14 protein-coding genes are annotated in these 15,585 nt (G+C 69.1%); 2 read left to right on the top strand and 12 right to left on the bottom strand.

Features of this window, described 5'->3' with window-relative positions; translation table 11 throughout:
* Positions 1-30: 30 nt before the first annotated feature.
* From EV675_RS18870 to EV675_RS18855, 4 genes are read right to left on the bottom strand one after another with little or no spacing between them, the layout of a single operon-like run.
* Entirely contained in the window at positions 31-1,002 is a 972-nt protein-coding gene (locus tag EV675_RS18870; protein ID WP_130358730.1) for a tripartite tricarboxylate transporter substrate binding protein, read from the bottom strand.
* Positions 1,003-1,051: 49 nt separating this feature from the next.
* Positions 1,052-1,789, bottom strand: a complete 738-nt coding sequence (locus EV675_RS18865; protein WP_130358729.1) for an enoyl-CoA hydratase/isomerase family protein — start codon at positions 1,787-1,789, stop codon at positions 1,052-1,054.
* The gene (locus EV675_RS18860) at positions 1,782-2,297 is read right to left on the bottom strand and encodes a cysteine dioxygenase family protein (protein WP_207222026.1); all 516 of its coding nucleotides are present in this window, start codon (positions 2,295-2,297) and stop codon (positions 1,782-1,784) included. The genes EV675_RS18865 and EV675_RS18860 overlap by 8 nt, the downstream gene beginning before the upstream one ends.
* A 47-nt stretch (positions 2,298-2,344) precedes the next feature.
* Positions 2,345-3,511: a CaiB/BaiF CoA transferase family protein gene (locus EV675_RS18855; protein ID WP_130358727.1), complete on the bottom strand. Its 1,167-nt coding sequence runs from the start codon at positions 3,509-3,511 to the stop codon at positions 2,345-2,347.
* Between the two features lie 99 nt (positions 3,512-3,610).
* Between EV675_RS18855 and EV675_RS18850 the strand changes: the two genes are divergently transcribed.
* Positions 3,611-4,393, top strand: a complete 783-nt coding sequence (locus EV675_RS18850) for an IclR family transcriptional regulator (protein WP_130358726.1) — start codon at positions 3,611-3,613, stop codon at positions 4,391-4,393.
* An 18-nt stretch (positions 4,394-4,411) separates the two neighbouring features.
* Here EV675_RS18850 and EV675_RS18845 read toward each other — a convergent pair whose 3' ends face one another.
* From EV675_RS18845 to ku, 4 genes are all read right to left on the bottom strand, one after another.
* Positions 4,412-5,281 (bottom strand): hypothetical protein, encoded by an 870-nt coding sequence (locus EV675_RS18845; RefSeq protein WP_130358725.1) that lies wholly within the window; start codon positions 5,279-5,281, stop codon positions 4,412-4,414.
* A gap of 146 nt (positions 5,282-5,427) precedes the next feature.
* On the bottom strand, positions 5,428-5,622 hold the full coding sequence (locus tag EV675_RS18840) for a hypothetical protein (protein ID WP_130358724.1): 195 nt from the start codon (positions 5,620-5,622) through the stop codon (positions 5,428-5,430).
* 113 nt (positions 5,623-5,735) lie between these two features.
* Complete coding sequence (gene ligD, locus EV675_RS18835) at positions 5,736-8,156, bottom strand: DNA ligase D (protein WP_130358723.1); 2,421 nt, start codon at positions 8,154-8,156, stop codon at positions 5,736-5,738.
* A 21-nt stretch (positions 8,157-8,177) separates the two neighbouring features.
* Entirely contained in the window at positions 8,178-9,047 is an 870-nt protein-coding gene (gene ku / locus EV675_RS18830; protein ID WP_130358722.1) for a non-homologous end joining protein Ku, read from the bottom strand.
* Positions 9,048-9,216: 169 nt separating this feature from the next.
* On the opposite strand from ku, the gene zapE reads away from it, so the two are divergent.
* On the top strand, positions 9,217-10,311 hold the full coding sequence (zapE, locus tag EV675_RS18825) for a cell division protein ZapE (protein WP_130358721.1): 1,095 nt from the start codon (positions 9,217-9,219) through the stop codon (positions 10,309-10,311).
* A gap of 21 nt (positions 10,312-10,332) precedes the next feature.
* Here zapE and EV675_RS18820 read toward each other — a convergent pair whose 3' ends face one another.
* The 4 genes from EV675_RS18820 to EV675_RS18805 are packed head-to-tail and all read right to left on the bottom strand — an operon-like array spanning position 10,333 to position 15,547.
* Entirely contained in the window at positions 10,333-10,692 is a 360-nt protein-coding gene (locus EV675_RS18820) for a hypothetical protein (protein WP_130358720.1), read from the bottom strand.
* Positions 10,689-11,690: a tripartite tricarboxylate transporter substrate binding protein gene (locus EV675_RS18815; RefSeq protein WP_130358719.1), complete on the bottom strand. Its 1,002-nt coding sequence runs from the start codon at positions 11,688-11,690 to the stop codon at positions 10,689-10,691. The genes EV675_RS18820 and EV675_RS18815 overlap by 4 nt, the downstream gene beginning before the upstream one ends.
* Before the next feature lie 24 nt (positions 11,691-11,714).
* A complete protein-coding gene (locus tag EV675_RS18810) occupies positions 11,715-13,475 on the bottom strand; it encodes a hydantoinase B/oxoprolinase family protein (protein WP_130358718.1) in 1,761 nt (586 codons plus the stop codon).
* 5 nt (positions 13,476-13,480) lie between these two features.
* Positions 13,481-15,547 carry a hydantoinase/oxoprolinase family protein gene (locus tag EV675_RS18805; protein WP_130358717.1) on the bottom strand — a complete coding sequence of 689 codons (2,067 nt, stop codon included), beginning with the start codon at positions 15,545-15,547 and terminating at the stop codon, positions 13,481-13,483.
* Positions 15,548-15,585: the final 38 nt, after the last annotated feature.

Raw genomic sequence — 15,585 nt, 5'->3', positions numbered from 1 at the left:
GTTGCTCCTGTCTAAGGGGATGAGGGGACATCAATCGACTTTGGTGCCGGCGGCGGTGATCACCTTCTTCCAGAGGGCGATGTCGTCGGCAAGGAAAGAGGCGAAGAATTCGGGCGTGCTGTTCATGGGTTCCACGCCGGCCTGCATCAGCTGGGTGCGGAATTTCTCGTCGGCCAGCGCGTCGTTCACCGCCTGGTTCAGGCGCTTGACGATGGCCGGCGGCGTGCCGGCCGGCGCGAGCAGGCCGTACCACGCGGCGACGTCCATGCCCTGCACGCCGGATTCGGCCAGCGTGGGCACGTCGGGCACGGCCGCGGACCGCTTCGAACTGGTCAGCCCGAGGACCTTGACCTTGTCGCTGCCCATCAGCGCCGACATGGACGGGATGTTGATGAAGGTGAACTGGACCTCGCCCGTCTGCACGCCGTTGATGGACGGCCCCGAACCCTTGTAGGGGACGTGCGTGGCCGAGATGCCGGTGCGCAGCTTGAACAGCTCGGCGGACAGGTGCTGGGTGCTGCCGTGCCCCGACGACGAGAAGTTCAGCGCCCCGGGATGCTGCTTGCCGTAGGCGACAAGCTGCTTGACGTCGTTCACCGGCAGCTTGCTGGACACCACGAGCAGGTTGGGGCTCTGGCCGAATACGGCGATGGGCGCGAAGCTCTTGATGGGGTCGTAGTCGAGCTTGGGAAACAGACTGACGTTGATCGCCAGCGCCGACGAACTCAGGAACAGCGTGTAGCCGTCGGGGTCGGCGCGGGACACGTAGGTAGCGCCGATGTTCTGGCCGGCGCCCGGCCGGTTCTCGACGATCACCGATTGGCCGAGCTTTTCCCCGAGTTGCTGCGCGAGCAGGCGGGCCGTCATGTCGGTGCCGCCGCCGGGCGTATAGCCGACCACGATCTTGACCGCGCGGGTAGGAAAGGACGCGGCGTCGGGGGCCGCCTGGGACAACGGGCTCAGCAATACCAGTGCCGCGCCTGCGGCAAGACGATGAAACATGGATGTCTCCTGTCGGGCGCCTTTGCGAGCGCGCTTGTTGTGGAAGGGGTTACTGCCTGGCCGCGCGCACGCGTGCGGCGTACTCCTGGATGCGTTGCCTGAGCCCCGGCCGGGCCGCCGAGCGGGCCAGCAGGGCAAGGTCGAGATCGTCGGCCTGCGGAGCCTGCACCGCCTGGTCGAGCCAGGCCTGGGTGCGGGCATCGGGAGCGTGGGCGCAAGGCGCATCCAGCTTCTCCGCCGCGTCGATGCGTGCCTGCGCCAGGCCGACCGCCAGGGCCTCGTCCGCGTCGATCCAGCGGCCCGATCGTACCCAGGCCTGGGCCGTATCGCCGCCCACCAGCAGGGCCAGGCGGCGCGTGCCGAGCACCAGGCCGAAGCCGGCGGCGCCCGGGAAGGCGAACGAGGCATCGCCGCGCACGAGGCGCCGGCGGCAGGCGGCGAAGAGATCGGCGCCGGCACCGGCGACCCGGCCATGGGCGATGGCGACCGTCTCGAACGGGGCCTGGTGCACCGCCTGCAATAACAGTTCGATGCGGACGAAGCGGGCCAGCAGGGAGTCGTCGGTTTCCCGGTCCAGCGCCGACAGGTCCACGCCGGTGCAGAAGTGGCGGCCCGCGCCCTCGATCACGAGGCGGCGCACGCCGTCGCGGACGCAGGCGTCGACGGCCTCGGTCAGCGCGGCCACGAGATCCGCCGACAAGGCGTTGCCGCTGGCCGGCCGGTCGAGCAGGATGCGGCGCACGCCCGCTTCGGCGCCGGCCTGGATCTGGAGCAGGGCCTCAGGCATTGGCGTATCCGGAAACGAAGGACTTGGCGGCGCCGGTCTCGGCATCGTAGACATGGCGCGGCTGCTTGCCGATGTCGGTGCCGTAGACGTGGATGCTGATCGAGACCCGGTCGTCGTAGGCATTGCGCACGAGATGGATGTCGCCGATGGACGGCGACACGCAGGTGGTCTGCCCGGGCTCGATGCGTTCTTCGGTGGAAGCGGGGACCAGGCGCCCGCTTTCCCTGGCATAGGCGCGCGAGTATTCGGCGCCGCGCAGCATGCCGATCACGCCCCAGGTGCAATGGTCGTGAACGGGGGTGCGCTGCCCCGGGCCCCAGACGAAGCTGACCACCGAGTAGCGGTCGGCGGGATCCCGGTGCAGCAGGTACTGCTGGTAGTGGACCGGGTGGGGGCGCGAGCAGTCCTCGGGCAGCCAGTCGTCGTGGGCGACGAGTTCGCGCAGCAGCGCCGCGCAGGCCTCGACGGCGAGCGGCTCGTCCGGCCCGGCGTCGAGCGCGGCGTCCATGCCCTGGACGAAGGAGGCCAGCCGGCCGGGAAGGGTGGTCGTGGCCGTCATGCCTGAGTCTCCTGGTTCAAGGTGCCGCGGATTTCTTCGCCGTGCTCGCCCAGCGCGGGCGGGGTGCGCCGTATCGGCGGCGATTGTCCGTCCAGCCGGACCGGCGAGGCGAAGGTGCGCGTTTCGCGACCGCTGGGCAGGCGCAGTCCGCGTACCCAGTCCATGTGCTCGACCTGGGGATCGGCCAGCGCCGAGGCGTAGTCGTTGATGCGGGCATGGGGCACGCCGGCCTGCCGGAAGACGTCGATCCAATGGTCCACGCCGTGCAGCGCGAAGCGGGTCTCCAGGATTTCCTTCAGGGCGCCCTGGTTGCGCGCCCGGTCCAGGATGGTGCCGAAGCGCGGGTCGTCCGCCAGCCCGGGCTGCTCGACGGCGCGCACGACCGCGCGCCACAGGTTGTCGTTGCCGGCCGCGATCGCGAAATGGCCGTCCGCGGCGCGATAGGCCTGGTAGGGAGCGTTGCGGGGGTGGGCCGAGCCCAGCTTGCGCGGGTTCACCCCGGTACCGAAATACTCGCTGGTCTGCAGCGCGCCGATGGCGAGCGTGCAGCCGAACATGGGAATGTCGAGGTGCGCGCCGCGGCCGGTCCGTACCGCCTTCAGTAGCGACGAGGCCACGGTGAAGGCCGCGTACAGGCCGGACGAGAAGTCGGAGATGGGGACGCCGCACTTGACCGGCGCCTCCGAGTCGCCGGTCACACTCATCACGCCGGCGGCCGCCTGCATGGTCAGGTCGAAGCCGCCTTCCTGGGCGCGCGGGCCGCTCTGTCCGTAGGCGGAGATCGAGCAATACACCAGGGCCGGATTGCGCGCCGACAGCGCCGCGTAGCCCAGCCCCAGGCGATCCATGACGCCAGGGCGGTTGTTCTCGATCAGGACGTCGGCCTGGTCCACCAGCGACCGGGCGGTGGCGACGTCCACGGGATTCTTCAGGTCCAGCACGACCGAGCGCTTGTTGCGGTTCAACGAGGCGAAGTTCTCGCTGTATCCCTCGTTCAGCGGCGGCCAGGCGCGCATGGCGTCGCCCCCGGGCGCCTCCACCTTGACGACCTCGGCGCCCAGGTCGGCCAGCAGCATGCCGCAGAACGGGCCGGCCGCGATCGAGCAGAACTCGATGACGGTGATGCCGGCCAACGGCAGTTCGCGGGGTTCGATGTCGCTCATGAGGGCTATGTCTCCTTGTCGGGTTGGAGAGAGCTTATGGGCGTTCCCAGAAGAGGTACAACTGTTCTAGAATATGGAACGATCTGGCGAGGCATGGACATGAACAACACCTTGCTCAAGGGGCTGGCCGTCATCGAATTGCTGGCGCGCAGCCAGGGCGCCATGGGCGTCACCGACATCGCGCGGGCGCTGGGTCTGCCCAAGAGCAACGCGCACCGGCTGTTGCAGGCGCTGGCCGCGCAGCGCTACGTGATCCGCCACGACGGCGGGTCGTACAGCATCTCGATCAAGCTATGGGAACTGGGGTCGGCGGCCTTGTCGGGGTTCGACCTGCGCCGCCATGCGGAAGGCGTGATGGACGCCCTGATGGACGCCACTGGCGAGTCCGTGCACCTGTCGGTTCTGGACCAGAAGGAAGTCGTCTATGTCCACAAGGTCGAAAGCCTGAACCCGGTCCGGGCGTATTCGCAGATAGGCGGGCGCGCGGCCGCCCACTGCGTGGCCACGGGCAAGGCGATGATCGCGTTTCGCACCCAGCAGTGGCTGGCGGCGATGTCCCAGGAGCTGACCGCCTACACGCCCCATACCATCGTCGATCCGGCCGCCTTCACGGCCGAGATGGCGCAGATCCGCAAGCGCGGCTATGCCGTCAATCGCTGCGAGTGGCGCGAGGCGGTCAGCGGCGTGGCGGCGCCGATACGCGACGGCATGGGCAACGTCATCGCGGCCATCGGCGTCTCCGGGCCGGATGCCAGATTCAAGCCGCGCCGGCTGCGCGAGTTCTCCGAGCGCGTGCTGCTGGCCGCCCGCGAACTTTCCGAGGGGCTGTCGGGCGGGCCGCATCACGGCCTGTCCCATGTGGCCAGCGCCTGGCGGCCCTAGCGCCGCCGCGTGCGGCGTTCAGGAGGCGCTGCCGGCCCAGTGGCCGCTGATCAGGCCGTCCGGCCTCTGCCGGGCCTGGATGCGCGCGCTGTCGGCCCAGGCGTCGCGCCTGACCTGGAGGCCCGCGTAGATGCCGTAGCCCGCGCCGCAGCCGATCTCGCCGCCGGCCTCGACGCCTTCGCCGGCCCGGATCGCGCCCTGGGCCAGGATGTCGCCCAGGGCCTTGATGCCCCACGCCGATTCGATGTGATTGCCGGCCGTGACGTTGCCGCCGGCCAGGATGCCTTGGGCCGCCGCCAGGTCGTGCCCGGCGCTGATGTCGGCGCCGGCCTTGATGCCGCGTCCGCTGCGCAGGGCGTGGCCGGCCTGGATGCTGCCGTCGGCCTGGAGCATCAGGCCGGCCACGATGTCGCCGCCGGTCTGGATGTCCCATTTGGCGCGGCAGTGTCCGCCCGCGTCGAGCTGGGTGGCCGCCTCGATGCCCCAGCCGGCCGAGATGTCGCCGCCGGCGCGGATGTGGCCGCCGCTGGCCAGGTTGCCCGCCGCCTGGATGTCGCTGCCGGCCACGATGGCGGTGCCGGCCCGTATGCCGCCGCCGGTGCAGAGATGGCGGCCGGCGCGCACCAGGGTGTCCACGTTGATGCCGCTGCGGACTTCGAGCGTGCCGGCGAACACGATGGCATGGGCGTCCACGGCATCCAGGCGCAGGACGGTATCCACCGGCCCGAACTGGTCCAGCAGCCAGCAGGCGTCGTCGACCCGGCCGTCGGCCACCAGGGCATCCAGGATGGCTTGGTAGTCTCCGTGTCCGTTATGGTCGCGGATGAACCAGCGGTAGCCGCCGGTGCAGGGGTTCTTGGCTTTGACGAATTGCTTGGTGAGTTCCATGGTGCCATCCAGGCTGAACGAGCGAACCGGCACGGGCGCGCGAAGGGCGCCGTGTCGAGGCGGTGCCGCGGCGCGGCCATCGAGGCGCGCGCCGGTCGGCGTCCGTAGGGGGGCGGGGGGCGGCGCAATGCGCCGCGAGCCTGGAGTTAGCCCGGTTTGGACCGGGCGTAGGCGCAGCGGGCGGCGGCTTCCTGGGCGTCGAGGAAGGTGGCGCGCAAGGGCCTGGAGAATCCGCAAGGCGCGAAATCGCCGTGCATGGCCGTGCCTGGCGCAAAGCACCATAGGCGCAGCCCCGTCGGCAGGGGGCCCGGCGGAATCAGGCGGGCGATCTGGGCGGACAACACGGTATCGTCGTGGCTAGGGTTCCGGCCACCCCGGGCCCGGCGGAGCGGGGAAGGATGGCCGACGCGCCGGATGCTACCAGTTATGGGGAATGCGTCAAGTCGGCGGCGTTTCAGGCGTCTTCGCCCGGATCGAAGTCCAGGCGCCGCATCGCGTCCGCCAGCGAGATCCGCGACCGCTCGTAGTCGGCCCAGGGCGTGTTGCCCGTGGCCAGCCGCTCGCCCAGGGTGTGCAGGGTCCAGTGGGCCGAACCCGACAAGTCGTCCAGTTCCTCCCAGGCCACCGGCACCGACACGGCCAGTCCCGGCCGGGCGCGCACCGACCAGGCCGATACCGTGGTGGCGCCGAAGCCGTTGCGCAGGTAGTCGATGAAGATCCGGCCGACCCGGTTCTTCGGCCCGCTCTTGGCCACGAAATGGCTGGGCAGGGTCTGCGCCAGGTGCTGGACGATGGCGCGCGAGAAGGCCTTGACGGTGTCCCAGTCGTATTGCGGCCGCAGCGGCACGATGATGTGCATGCCCTTGCCGCCGCTGGTCTTCAGGAAGGCAGGCAGGCCCAGCTCTTGCAGGAAGGCGTGCACGAGCCGGGTGCCTTCGCGGATGCGCGGCCAGTCCACGCCTTCGCCGGGGTCCAGGTCGAAGGTCATGCGGTCGGGCGTGCCGATCGCGTCGTCCGTGCCGTTCCAGGTATGCAGCTCGATGGTGTTCATCTGCGCCGCGGACAGGAGGCCCTGCTGGTCGTCGATCTTCATCAGCGGCGGATGGCCCGGGTCGATCTCGCGCGGCAGCCGCACCACGCCGGGCAGCGCGGCGCGGTCGGCGTGCTTCTGGAAGAAGAGTTCGCCTCCCACGCCATCGGGGGCGCGCACCAGGGCCACGGGCCGGTTTTTCAGATGCGGCAGCAGCAAGGGCGCCATGGCCGCGTAGCACTGGACCAGTTGCAGCTTGGTGATGCCGCTCTGCTTGTCGATCACGCGCCCCGGATGCGTCACGCGAAAAGAGGCGGGCAGGCCGTTGCTTTGCATGGTGTCGGACTCCTTGGGCGGTGCGGCTGCCTGTTCGCGGGTGACGGCGCCGGCGGGCTTGTCGGTGCGCAGCCCGCGGAAGACGCCCTGGCGGATGTGGCCGCCGCCGGTCCATTCGGCGAACGAGACTTCGGCCAGCAGTTCGGGACGCACCCAGTGGGCCTTGCCCAGCCCTTTCGTGTTGCGCTCGAACGGGGAGTGCGGCGCGGCCAGTTCATCCAGGCGCTTCTTCAGCGACAGCAAGGTGCGCTGGTCGAATCCCGAACCGACGTTGCCCGCGTAGCGCAGACGCCCATCTTCGTCGTGCACGCCCAGCAGCAGCGAACCCAGTCCCGAGCGCGTACCTTGCGGATCGGTATAGCCGCCGATGACGAACTCCTGGCGGTTCTGGCACTTGAGCTTGATCCAGTCGGTCGAGCGGCCCGAACGGTAGCCGCCGTCCTTGCGCTTGCCGATCACGCCTTCGAAGCCCAGCCGGCATGCCGAGGCGACCAGGTCGCGCGGCGCGGCCTCGAACGCGTCGCTGAAGCGCAGGCGCGCCGGGTCGGCGTGTTCCAGCAGGCTGCGCAGCGTCGTGCGCCGCTCGGCCAGCGGCAGCCGGCGCAGGTCGCGGTCGGCATAGAAGGGCAGGTCGAACAGGTAGTAGACGGCATCGCGGGCGGAACCCGTCTCGAAGGCGTTCTGCAGGGCCTGGAAGTCGGGGATGCCGTGTTCGTCGGGCACGATGATCTCGCCGTCCAGCCAGGCGTCGGCCAGGTTCAGGGCCGCGATGGCGGTGCGCAACTCCTCCAGCTTGCGCGTCCAGTCCTTGCCGGTGCGTGTGTACAGGCGCACCTGGCCGCCTTCGACGCGGGCCAGGATCCGGTAGCCGTCGAACTTCAGTTCGTATTGCCAGTGTTCGGGATCGGGCGGCGGCGCGTTCACCAGCGTTGCCAGCTGAGGCTCGAGCGTGGCGGGCAGCCTGGCGTAGGCCGGCGCCGGGGCGGACGCTTCCTCGGCATCGGCCTCGGGGCCGGTGACCGCGTAGTCGTCCTTCTCCTTGATCAACAGCCAGGCGGGCTGCTTCTCGGCCTTGCGCATCCGCACCAGCGCCCATTGGCCGTGCAGCTTGGCGCCGCGCAGCTCGAACTTGAGCTTGCCCGCGCGATAGCCCTTGCGCGGATCCTCCAGCGGAATCCAGGTCCCGGCATCCCAGATGGCGACGTCGCCGGCGCCATAGTGGCCCTCGGGGATGCGGCCTTCGAAGCTGCCGTAGGACAGCGGGTGGTCCTCGACCTGGACGGCCATGCGCTTGACGCCCGGGTCCAGGCTCGGGCCCTTGGGTACGGCCCAGCTCTTGAGCGTGCCGTCCAGTTCCAGCCGGAAGTCGTAGTGCAGGCGCCGCGCCGCATGGCGCTGGACGACGAAGGACAGGGCGTGCGCGCCGGGCTTGCCGCCCTCGGCGGGTTCGGGCGTGTGGGCGAAGTCGCGCTTGGCGCGGTAGGTCCGCAGGGCGTCGTTGCTGGCCATGACGGGCTCCGGTGGCCGGGGTCAGGCGCTGCGCCGGGTCTTGCCGCCGCGGGCGGGCCTGCCGCCGGTGGAGCCCGCGCCGCCCTGGCGCTTGTCCAGGCTGCGCTTGAGCAGCTCCGTCAGGTCCACGATGTCGGCGGTGGGACGCGCTTGCTCCATGGACTCGATGGGATGGACGGCTTCGGTCTCCTCGGCCTCGATCTTGGCCTGCACCAGTTGCAGGATCTTCTCCTTGAACTCGTCGTGGAACTGCTCCGGATCCCAGTCGCCAGCCATGTCCTCGATCAGCTGGACGGCCATCTTCATTTCGCGCGCCGAGATGCCTTCGGCGTGGCTGCCTTCCTCGGGCAGGTCGAGGTTTTCCCACGAGCGGATCTCGTCGCCCCAGCGCAGCAGGTTCAGGACCAGGCCGGGGCCGGCGGGAATCAGCGCGGCCAGGTGCTGCTTGGTCTGGATGACCACGCGCGCCACGCCTATCCGGCCGGTCTTGAACAGCGCCTCGCGCAGCAGCGCGTAGACCTTGGCGCCCTTGCCCAGGGGGGCCAGGTAGTACGGGCGTTCGAGATAGACGAACGGAATGGCGTCGGCCGCCACGAAGGTCTCGATCTCTATGGTTTGCGTGGATTCGGGATAGGCGGCGCGGATCTCGTCGTCGGACAGCACGACGTAGCGGCCGTCTTCATAGGCGATGCCCTTGACGATGTTTTCGCGCGCGATCTCGCGTCCGGTGCGCTTGTTGACGCGCTTGTAGCCCACCGGGTCCATGCTGCGCTTGTCCAGCCAGTCGAAGTCCAGCTCGTTTTCCTGGGTGGCGGTGTACAGCGCCACCGGAATGTGGACCAGGCCGAAGCTGATGGCGCCTTTCCAGAGTGTGCGTGCCGTGGTGGCCATGGCCGTTCCCCTTGTGGTGCGGAATCGTCACGTCCAGCATATCCGAGGCCGGGGGCACAGGCGGTGAAAATCCTGGGTGAACTGGTAGCAGAGTGTTATCCGCCGCCAGGGCCCGCGGGGAAGGGCGGCCGCGCGCTGGACGTATACTTTCGTCTTTTGCCCGACCGTAATGAACGTCCGCGAATACTATGAACAAGCCCTGGCCGAGCGCGGGTTCGCCCCGGATTCGGCCCAGCGTGCCGCCATCGAGCGCCTGCAGCGCTACTACGACGATTGGGTGGAGTTCAAGTCGCTGCGTTCCAATGCCCTGAAACGTCTGTTGAACCGGCCGGGCGTGCCGCGCGGCGTCTACATGTGGGGCGGCGTCGGGCGCGGCAAGAGCTTCCTGATGGACGCCTTCTATGCCACGGTGCCGGTCCAGCGCAAGACACGGCTGCATTTCCACGAATTCATGCGCGGCGTGCATCGCGAACTGGACGAGGTCAAGGGCATGGCCGACCCGCTGGACGAAGTGGCGCGCCGCATCTCGCGCCGCTACCGGCTGATCTGCTTCGACGAGTTCCACGTCTCGGACGTGGCCGACGCCATGATCCTGTACCGGCTGCTGCTGGCGCTGTTCGCCAACGGCACGTCGTTCGTGATGACGTCCAACTACGAACCTTCGACGCTGTATCCCGACGGCCTGCACCGCGACCGCATCCTGCCGGCCATCGCGCTGATCCAGGAAAAGATGGACGTGATGAACGTCGATTCCGGCGTGGACTATCGCCGGCGGGCGCTGGAGCAGGTCGAGATCTACCACAGCCCGCTGGGCCCGGAGGCGGACGCGGCGCTGGAGAAGGCCTTTGCCGCGCTGGCCGATACCCCGCCCATCGAGCCGCCGGTGCTGTCGATCGAGAATCGCCAGGTCAAGGCCCGCAAGCTGAGCGGGACGGTGGTGTGGTTCGATTTCGCGACGCTGTGCGGCGGGCCGCGGTCGCAGAACGACTACCTGGAACTGGCCAGCCGCTTCCACGCGGTGATCCTGTCGGACGTGCCGGCCATGGGGCCGCGGCAGGCGTCCGAGGCCCGGCGCTTCACCTGGCTGGTGGACGTGTTCTACGACCACAAGATCAAGCTGATCATGTCGGCGGCCTGCGAACCCGAGGAGCTTTATACCGAAGGGGCGCTGGCCAACGAATTCCACCGGACGGTGTCGCGGATACTGGAGATGCAGTCCAGGGAATACCTGGATGCCGAGCGGCGGGAGGCGGTGGTCCTGTAGCCGCCTCCGGGGGCGGTTCGATCAGTGGCCGGCTTCCAGCGATCCCAGCGAGGCATCGAGGCCGTCGAGCAGGTCGGCGGCGCTTTCGGGAAGCGCCGGGTCGCGGGCAAGCGACTGCAACAGCAGGAGCAGGCTGCCCGCCGTGGCTTCTTCATGGCCGGCGTGCGCGAAATGCGGATCGAGCGATCCGTCGCCCGCATATTTCCTGCGCAGGAAATCGAGCAGGTCGATCTCGAAATCGGCAACGGTGACGTTGCCGATGCCCATCACGCATGAACAGGGTCCGCCGCGCAGCGGCAGGTGGCGCTGCACCAGGCCCTGCCAGCGGCCGGCCAGCGCAACGGCCTTGAGCCGGGAGGAAGTGGCGCGCGGCGTGCTCACTCGAGCTTGACTCCGATCTTCTGCGTCAGGGCGCGGAATTTCTCGACCTCGGCTTTGCGGAAGTCGCCGTATTCGGCCGGGGTCGAGGGCAGCGGCACCTTCGCGGTTTCCGCGAAGGACTTGAGCAGGTCAGGATCCTTCAGGATCTTCTGTACCGCGGCGTTGATCGCCGCGATGACGGCCGGGGGCGTGCCCGCGGGCGCTTCCAGCCCCACCCATGAGGACAGCGCGAAACCCGGAATGGTCTCGGACATGGCGGGGACCTTGGGCAGCGCCGGGCTGCGATCGCGGGTCGTGACGGCCAGCGCCTTGACCTTGCCGGCCAGCACGCTGGGCAGCACCGAGGTGTCGCCGAACAGGTAGTCGATCTGCTCGCCCAGCAGCGCGGTGAACGCCGGCGCCGTGCCGGGGAAGGGGATGTGCGTGGCCTTGGCGCCCGTGGCCTGGTTCAGCATTTCGCCGGCCAGGTGCGGCACGCTGGCCGGACCCGACGAGCCGAAGTTCATGGAACCGCCCTTGTGCTGGAGCGCCGCCAGCAGGTCGGACAGGTTCGCGTAGGGCGAACGTTCGGGCACGGTCAGGATGAAGGGACTGTCGGACAGCAGCGCCACCGGCGCCAGGTCCTTGAGATAGTCGTAGGGCAATTGCTTGAACAGCGACGGCGCGATGGCGTGCTGGGTCACGCTGACCAGGAGCGTGTAGCCGTCGGGCCTGGCCCGCGCGACGTAGCTCGCGCCTATCGTGGTGCCGCCCCCCGCGCGCGATTCGACGACGACGGGCTGGTTCCATTCGCGGCCCAGGTACTTGGCGACGGTGCGGGCGAGGATGTCGGCGCCGCCGCCGGGGGCGTAGGGAACGACCAGGATCACCGGCCGCGAGGGAAAGGCGTCGGCGGCCAGCGCCGGGGCCGGGCCGGCCGCCAGGGCGGCGCAGGTTGCTGCGCCTATCGCGGCCATCTTGCGGGCCGCCTGCAAGGGATCGGGTCTTTCGGACGTCATGGTGTCTCCTCTGGGGTGGAACGATCAGCGGCGGGCGTCTTGCCGGAGCCGCCGTGTTGCCGTGACGTCGATTCTGTCGTCGACGATCACGACCTGATAGACGTCGCGTGCGTTGCCGGCGCTGACGTAGCCCTGCCGCACGTCGTCGAGCACGGACTCGGGATCTCTTTCGGCGGGCGGGCCGAAACCGCCCCCGCCGCCCGCGCGCAGATGCAGCGTGTCGCCGGCCTTGAGGCGTTCGTTGCGTATCTTGCCGGCCACCGTTTCGGGCCGGCCCGAGCCGTGGCGGGTCACGACGACCTCGTTGGGTAGGCCGGCGTGGCCGCCATGCAGGCCCCAGGGCGCGCATTGCATGCGGTCGGCCTGGACGTCGACCGACAGCGTCGAGCGGGCCCGGACGACGACCTCGGTGCCCAGTCCTCCCCGGTATTTGCCGGCGCCGCCGGAGTCGGGGCGCAGGGCGTGGCGTTCGATCAGGATGGGGTACTTGGATTCGAGCTGTTCGCAGGGGCTGTTGTGGGTGTCGCCGTCGTTGGAGCAGACCACGCCGCTCATGCCGTCGGCCGACTGCTTGGCGCCCCAGCCGCCGCCGGTCGGGCCGATGAAGCCGATGAAGAACTGGCCGTCCGCCGGCGCGATGCCATGGAACATGGCGATCACCAGGTCGGCGTGGTGCGCGGCGATGGTGCGGTCGGGAATCGCGCTGGCCAGCGCCTTGAAGATGGTGTCCACCACGGTCATGGGGAAGGTCATCCACTTGCGCATGGCCGCGGGCTTGATGGCGCTGACCACCGTTCCCTGCGGGACGATCACTTTCAACGGGCGGAAGCTGCCTTCGTTGATGGGGTAGTCCGTGGGCGAGGTCAGGCATTTGTAGGCGACTTGCGCGCAGGAATAGCCGGTGCTGGGGCCTGAGTTGAAGAAGCCGCGAACCTGCGGGCTGATGTCGGACAGATCGACGGTCAATTCGTCGCCTTGCTTGATCACGCGCACCTTGATCGGCACGGGCCTGCCGATGTCCAGGCCGTCGTCGTCCATGAAGGATTCCGCTTCGTAGACGCCGTCGGGAATCGACAGCGTCCGCTGCCGGGCCGCGGCCTCGGACTGGTCCATGATGTTCATGATGGCGCCCAGCACGGGCCCGCGGCCGTATCGCTCCAGCAGTTCGGAGAAGCGCCGCGCGCCGGTGGTGACCGCCACGATCTGCGCGCGCAGGTCGCCCATCGCCCGTTCGGGCAGGCGGACGTTGGTGCGGATGATCTCGACCAGATCCTCGTTGACCACGCCTGCCCGCTGGTATTTGAGCACCGGGATCTGTATCCCTTCGGCATAGATGTCCGAGGTCACGCCGCCCAGCGCGCCGCCGACGTCGGGCCAGTGCGCCATGCAGCAGGCCCAGGCCGTGAGCCGGCCGTCGAAGAAGATGGGCTGGCTGAAGGTGAAGTGGTTGAGGTGGCTGCCGGTGATGTAGGCGTCGTTGGTCACCAGGATGTCGCCGGGCTCGATGCCGTCGCTGCCGTACCGGTCCAGGTTGGCCTTGATCGTGTTGGCCATGCCGCGGATGAAGCTGGGCAGGCCGATGCCGATGGAGACGGTCTGCCCGTCGGCGGTGAAAAGGCCCACGGTGAAGTCCAGCGCTTCATAGATGATCATGTTGTAGGCCGTGCGCATGAGGTTGGTCTTCATCTCCTCGGTCACGGCCAGGACGCCGTTGCGGACGATCTCGGTCAGGACGGCGTCCGGGCGCGGGGTGTCCAGGTCGGGCGGCGCGGAAGGGGCGGGCATGGTCATCAGGCTCCAAGTTCGATGTGCAGGTTGCCGTAGGCGTCCACGGCAAGGCGGTCGCCGGGAAACACGACCGTGGTCGAGGCGTGTTCCTCGATCAGGGCGGGGCCGTCGATGCCGGCGCCCGCGGGCAGGGCGTCGCGGCGGAACACGGGGGTTTCGATGTCGCGGGCCTGGGCCGAGAAATAGACGCGGCGGTGTCCCGCGCGAGCGGCCGCTATCGATCTTTCCGCAGACGGGGAAAGCTCTTCCATGGGCGGCTTGGGCATGACGCCGGTGGTGGCGGCGCGCAGCGTCACGATCTCGACGGGCTCGCCGGGCGCGCAGGTGCCGTACCGCTGCTGATGGACGAGATCGAACTGGGCCTTGATGGCGGGTTTGTCGCCGGATCGCAGCGCGGACTCGTCCAGCTCGACCGTCACGGAGTGTTCCTGGCCCACGTAGCGCATGTCGGCGGAGTAGGCGACGGTGATCGATCGGGGCCGGACGGTGCTGCTTTCCAGGGCCGCGCGGCCCTGGCCGGCGAGCTGGTCGAGCTGGTCCATGACGTCGTCCAGGCCGACGTCGGCCAGCCTGGCGAAGCTGGTGCGGACGTAGTCGTAGCGCAGGTCGGAGTGCAGCATGCCGAAGGCGCAGAAATGGCCTGGCGCCCGGGGGATGATGACGTGGCGCATGCCGATTTCGCGCGCCACCGCGGCGGCGTGCAGGGGGCCGGCGCCGCCATAGGCGACCAGCGTGAACGAGGCGGCGTCCAGGCCGCGTTCCGTCGAGACGCCCTTGACCGCGTAGGACATCTTCGTCGCCGCGATGCGCAGGATGCCTTCGGCCGCCTGTTGCACGTCCAGGCCCAGCGGCGAGGCGACACGGGCGTCGATCGCCCCGCGGGCCGCTTCGAGGTCCAGCGGCATCTGCCCGCCCAGGAAGCGGTCGGCGCCCAGGCGGCCCAGGACCAGATTGGCGTCGGTGACGGTGGGGGCTTCGCCGCCGCGGCCGTAGCAGGCCGGCCCCGGCGCGGCGCCGGCGCTGCGGGGGCCGACGCGCAGGGCGCCGCCGTGGTCGAGTTCGGCGATGCTGCCGCCGCCCGTGCCGACTTCGAAGACGTCCACCAGCGGGATCTGCACCGGCAGGCCTTCGTTGTAGCCCCCCACCAGCGCGAGATTGCCGGTCAGGATGCGGCCGTCCAGGATGACGCCGGCCTTGGCGGTGGTGCCGCCCATGTCGAAGGCCACGGCATTGGCGATGCCCAGGCGGGCGCACAGGGCGTGGGCGCCGACGACGCCGGCTGCGGGACCCGACTCCAGCATGCGCACGCATTGCTGCCTGGCCTGGTCCGGCACATACAGGCCGCCGGTCGACTGGACCAGCAGGAACGAGCCGGCGAATCCCTGCTCTTGCAGGTGGCCTTCGATTTCGCCGATGTAGCGGCTGACGGTGGGGCCGACATAGGCGTTGGCCACGGCCGTCGAACAGCGCTCGAACTCGCGGTATTCCTGCGACAGTTCGTGCGAAGCGGTCACGAAGGCGTGAGGCAGGCGGGACTGCACGATAGCCTTGACCCGGGCCTCGTGGTCCGGATTGGCGTAGCAATGCAGCAGCAGGATGGCGACGGCCTCGACGCCGCGGGCGATGAGATCGTCGCAAATGCGATGCACCTGGGCTTCGTCCAGCGCGGCGTGGACCGTGCCGTCGGCCGTCATCCGCTCGGCCACCTCGAAGCGCAGCGCGCGCTCGACCAGCGGCACGTGCTTGGCGAAGAAAAGGTTATAGGCGTCGGGCCGGTTGATGCGGCCGATCTCGTAGATGTCGCGGAAGCCTTCGGTGATCAGCAGCGCCGTGCGCGCGCCCTTGCGCTCGAGCAGGGCGTTGATCGCCACCGTCGAGCCATGCAGGAATATCTCGGCATCCCCGAAGCGGGTGTCCGCCTGAGCGACGCCGCTGGCGATGCCTTCGACCAGATGGTCGGGTGTGCTCAGGGACTTGCCCAGCGACAAATTGCCGGTCCCCGCGTCGAAATAGGCCACGTCGGTGAAGGTGCCTCCGATGTCCGCGGCCAGCCTGCTGCCTGTTCTCATGAAATCCAACCCTTGTGATGAATCGTTGTCTTTTTTAT

The organism is Pigmentiphaga kullae (assembly GCF_004216695.1).
Lineage (GTDB): Bacteria > Pseudomonadota > Gammaproteobacteria > Burkholderiales > Burkholderiaceae_B > Pigmentiphaga > Pigmentiphaga kullae.
Note: the sequence above shows the minus strand (reverse complement) of the source record. Positions and strands in the feature narration are given on the sequence as shown.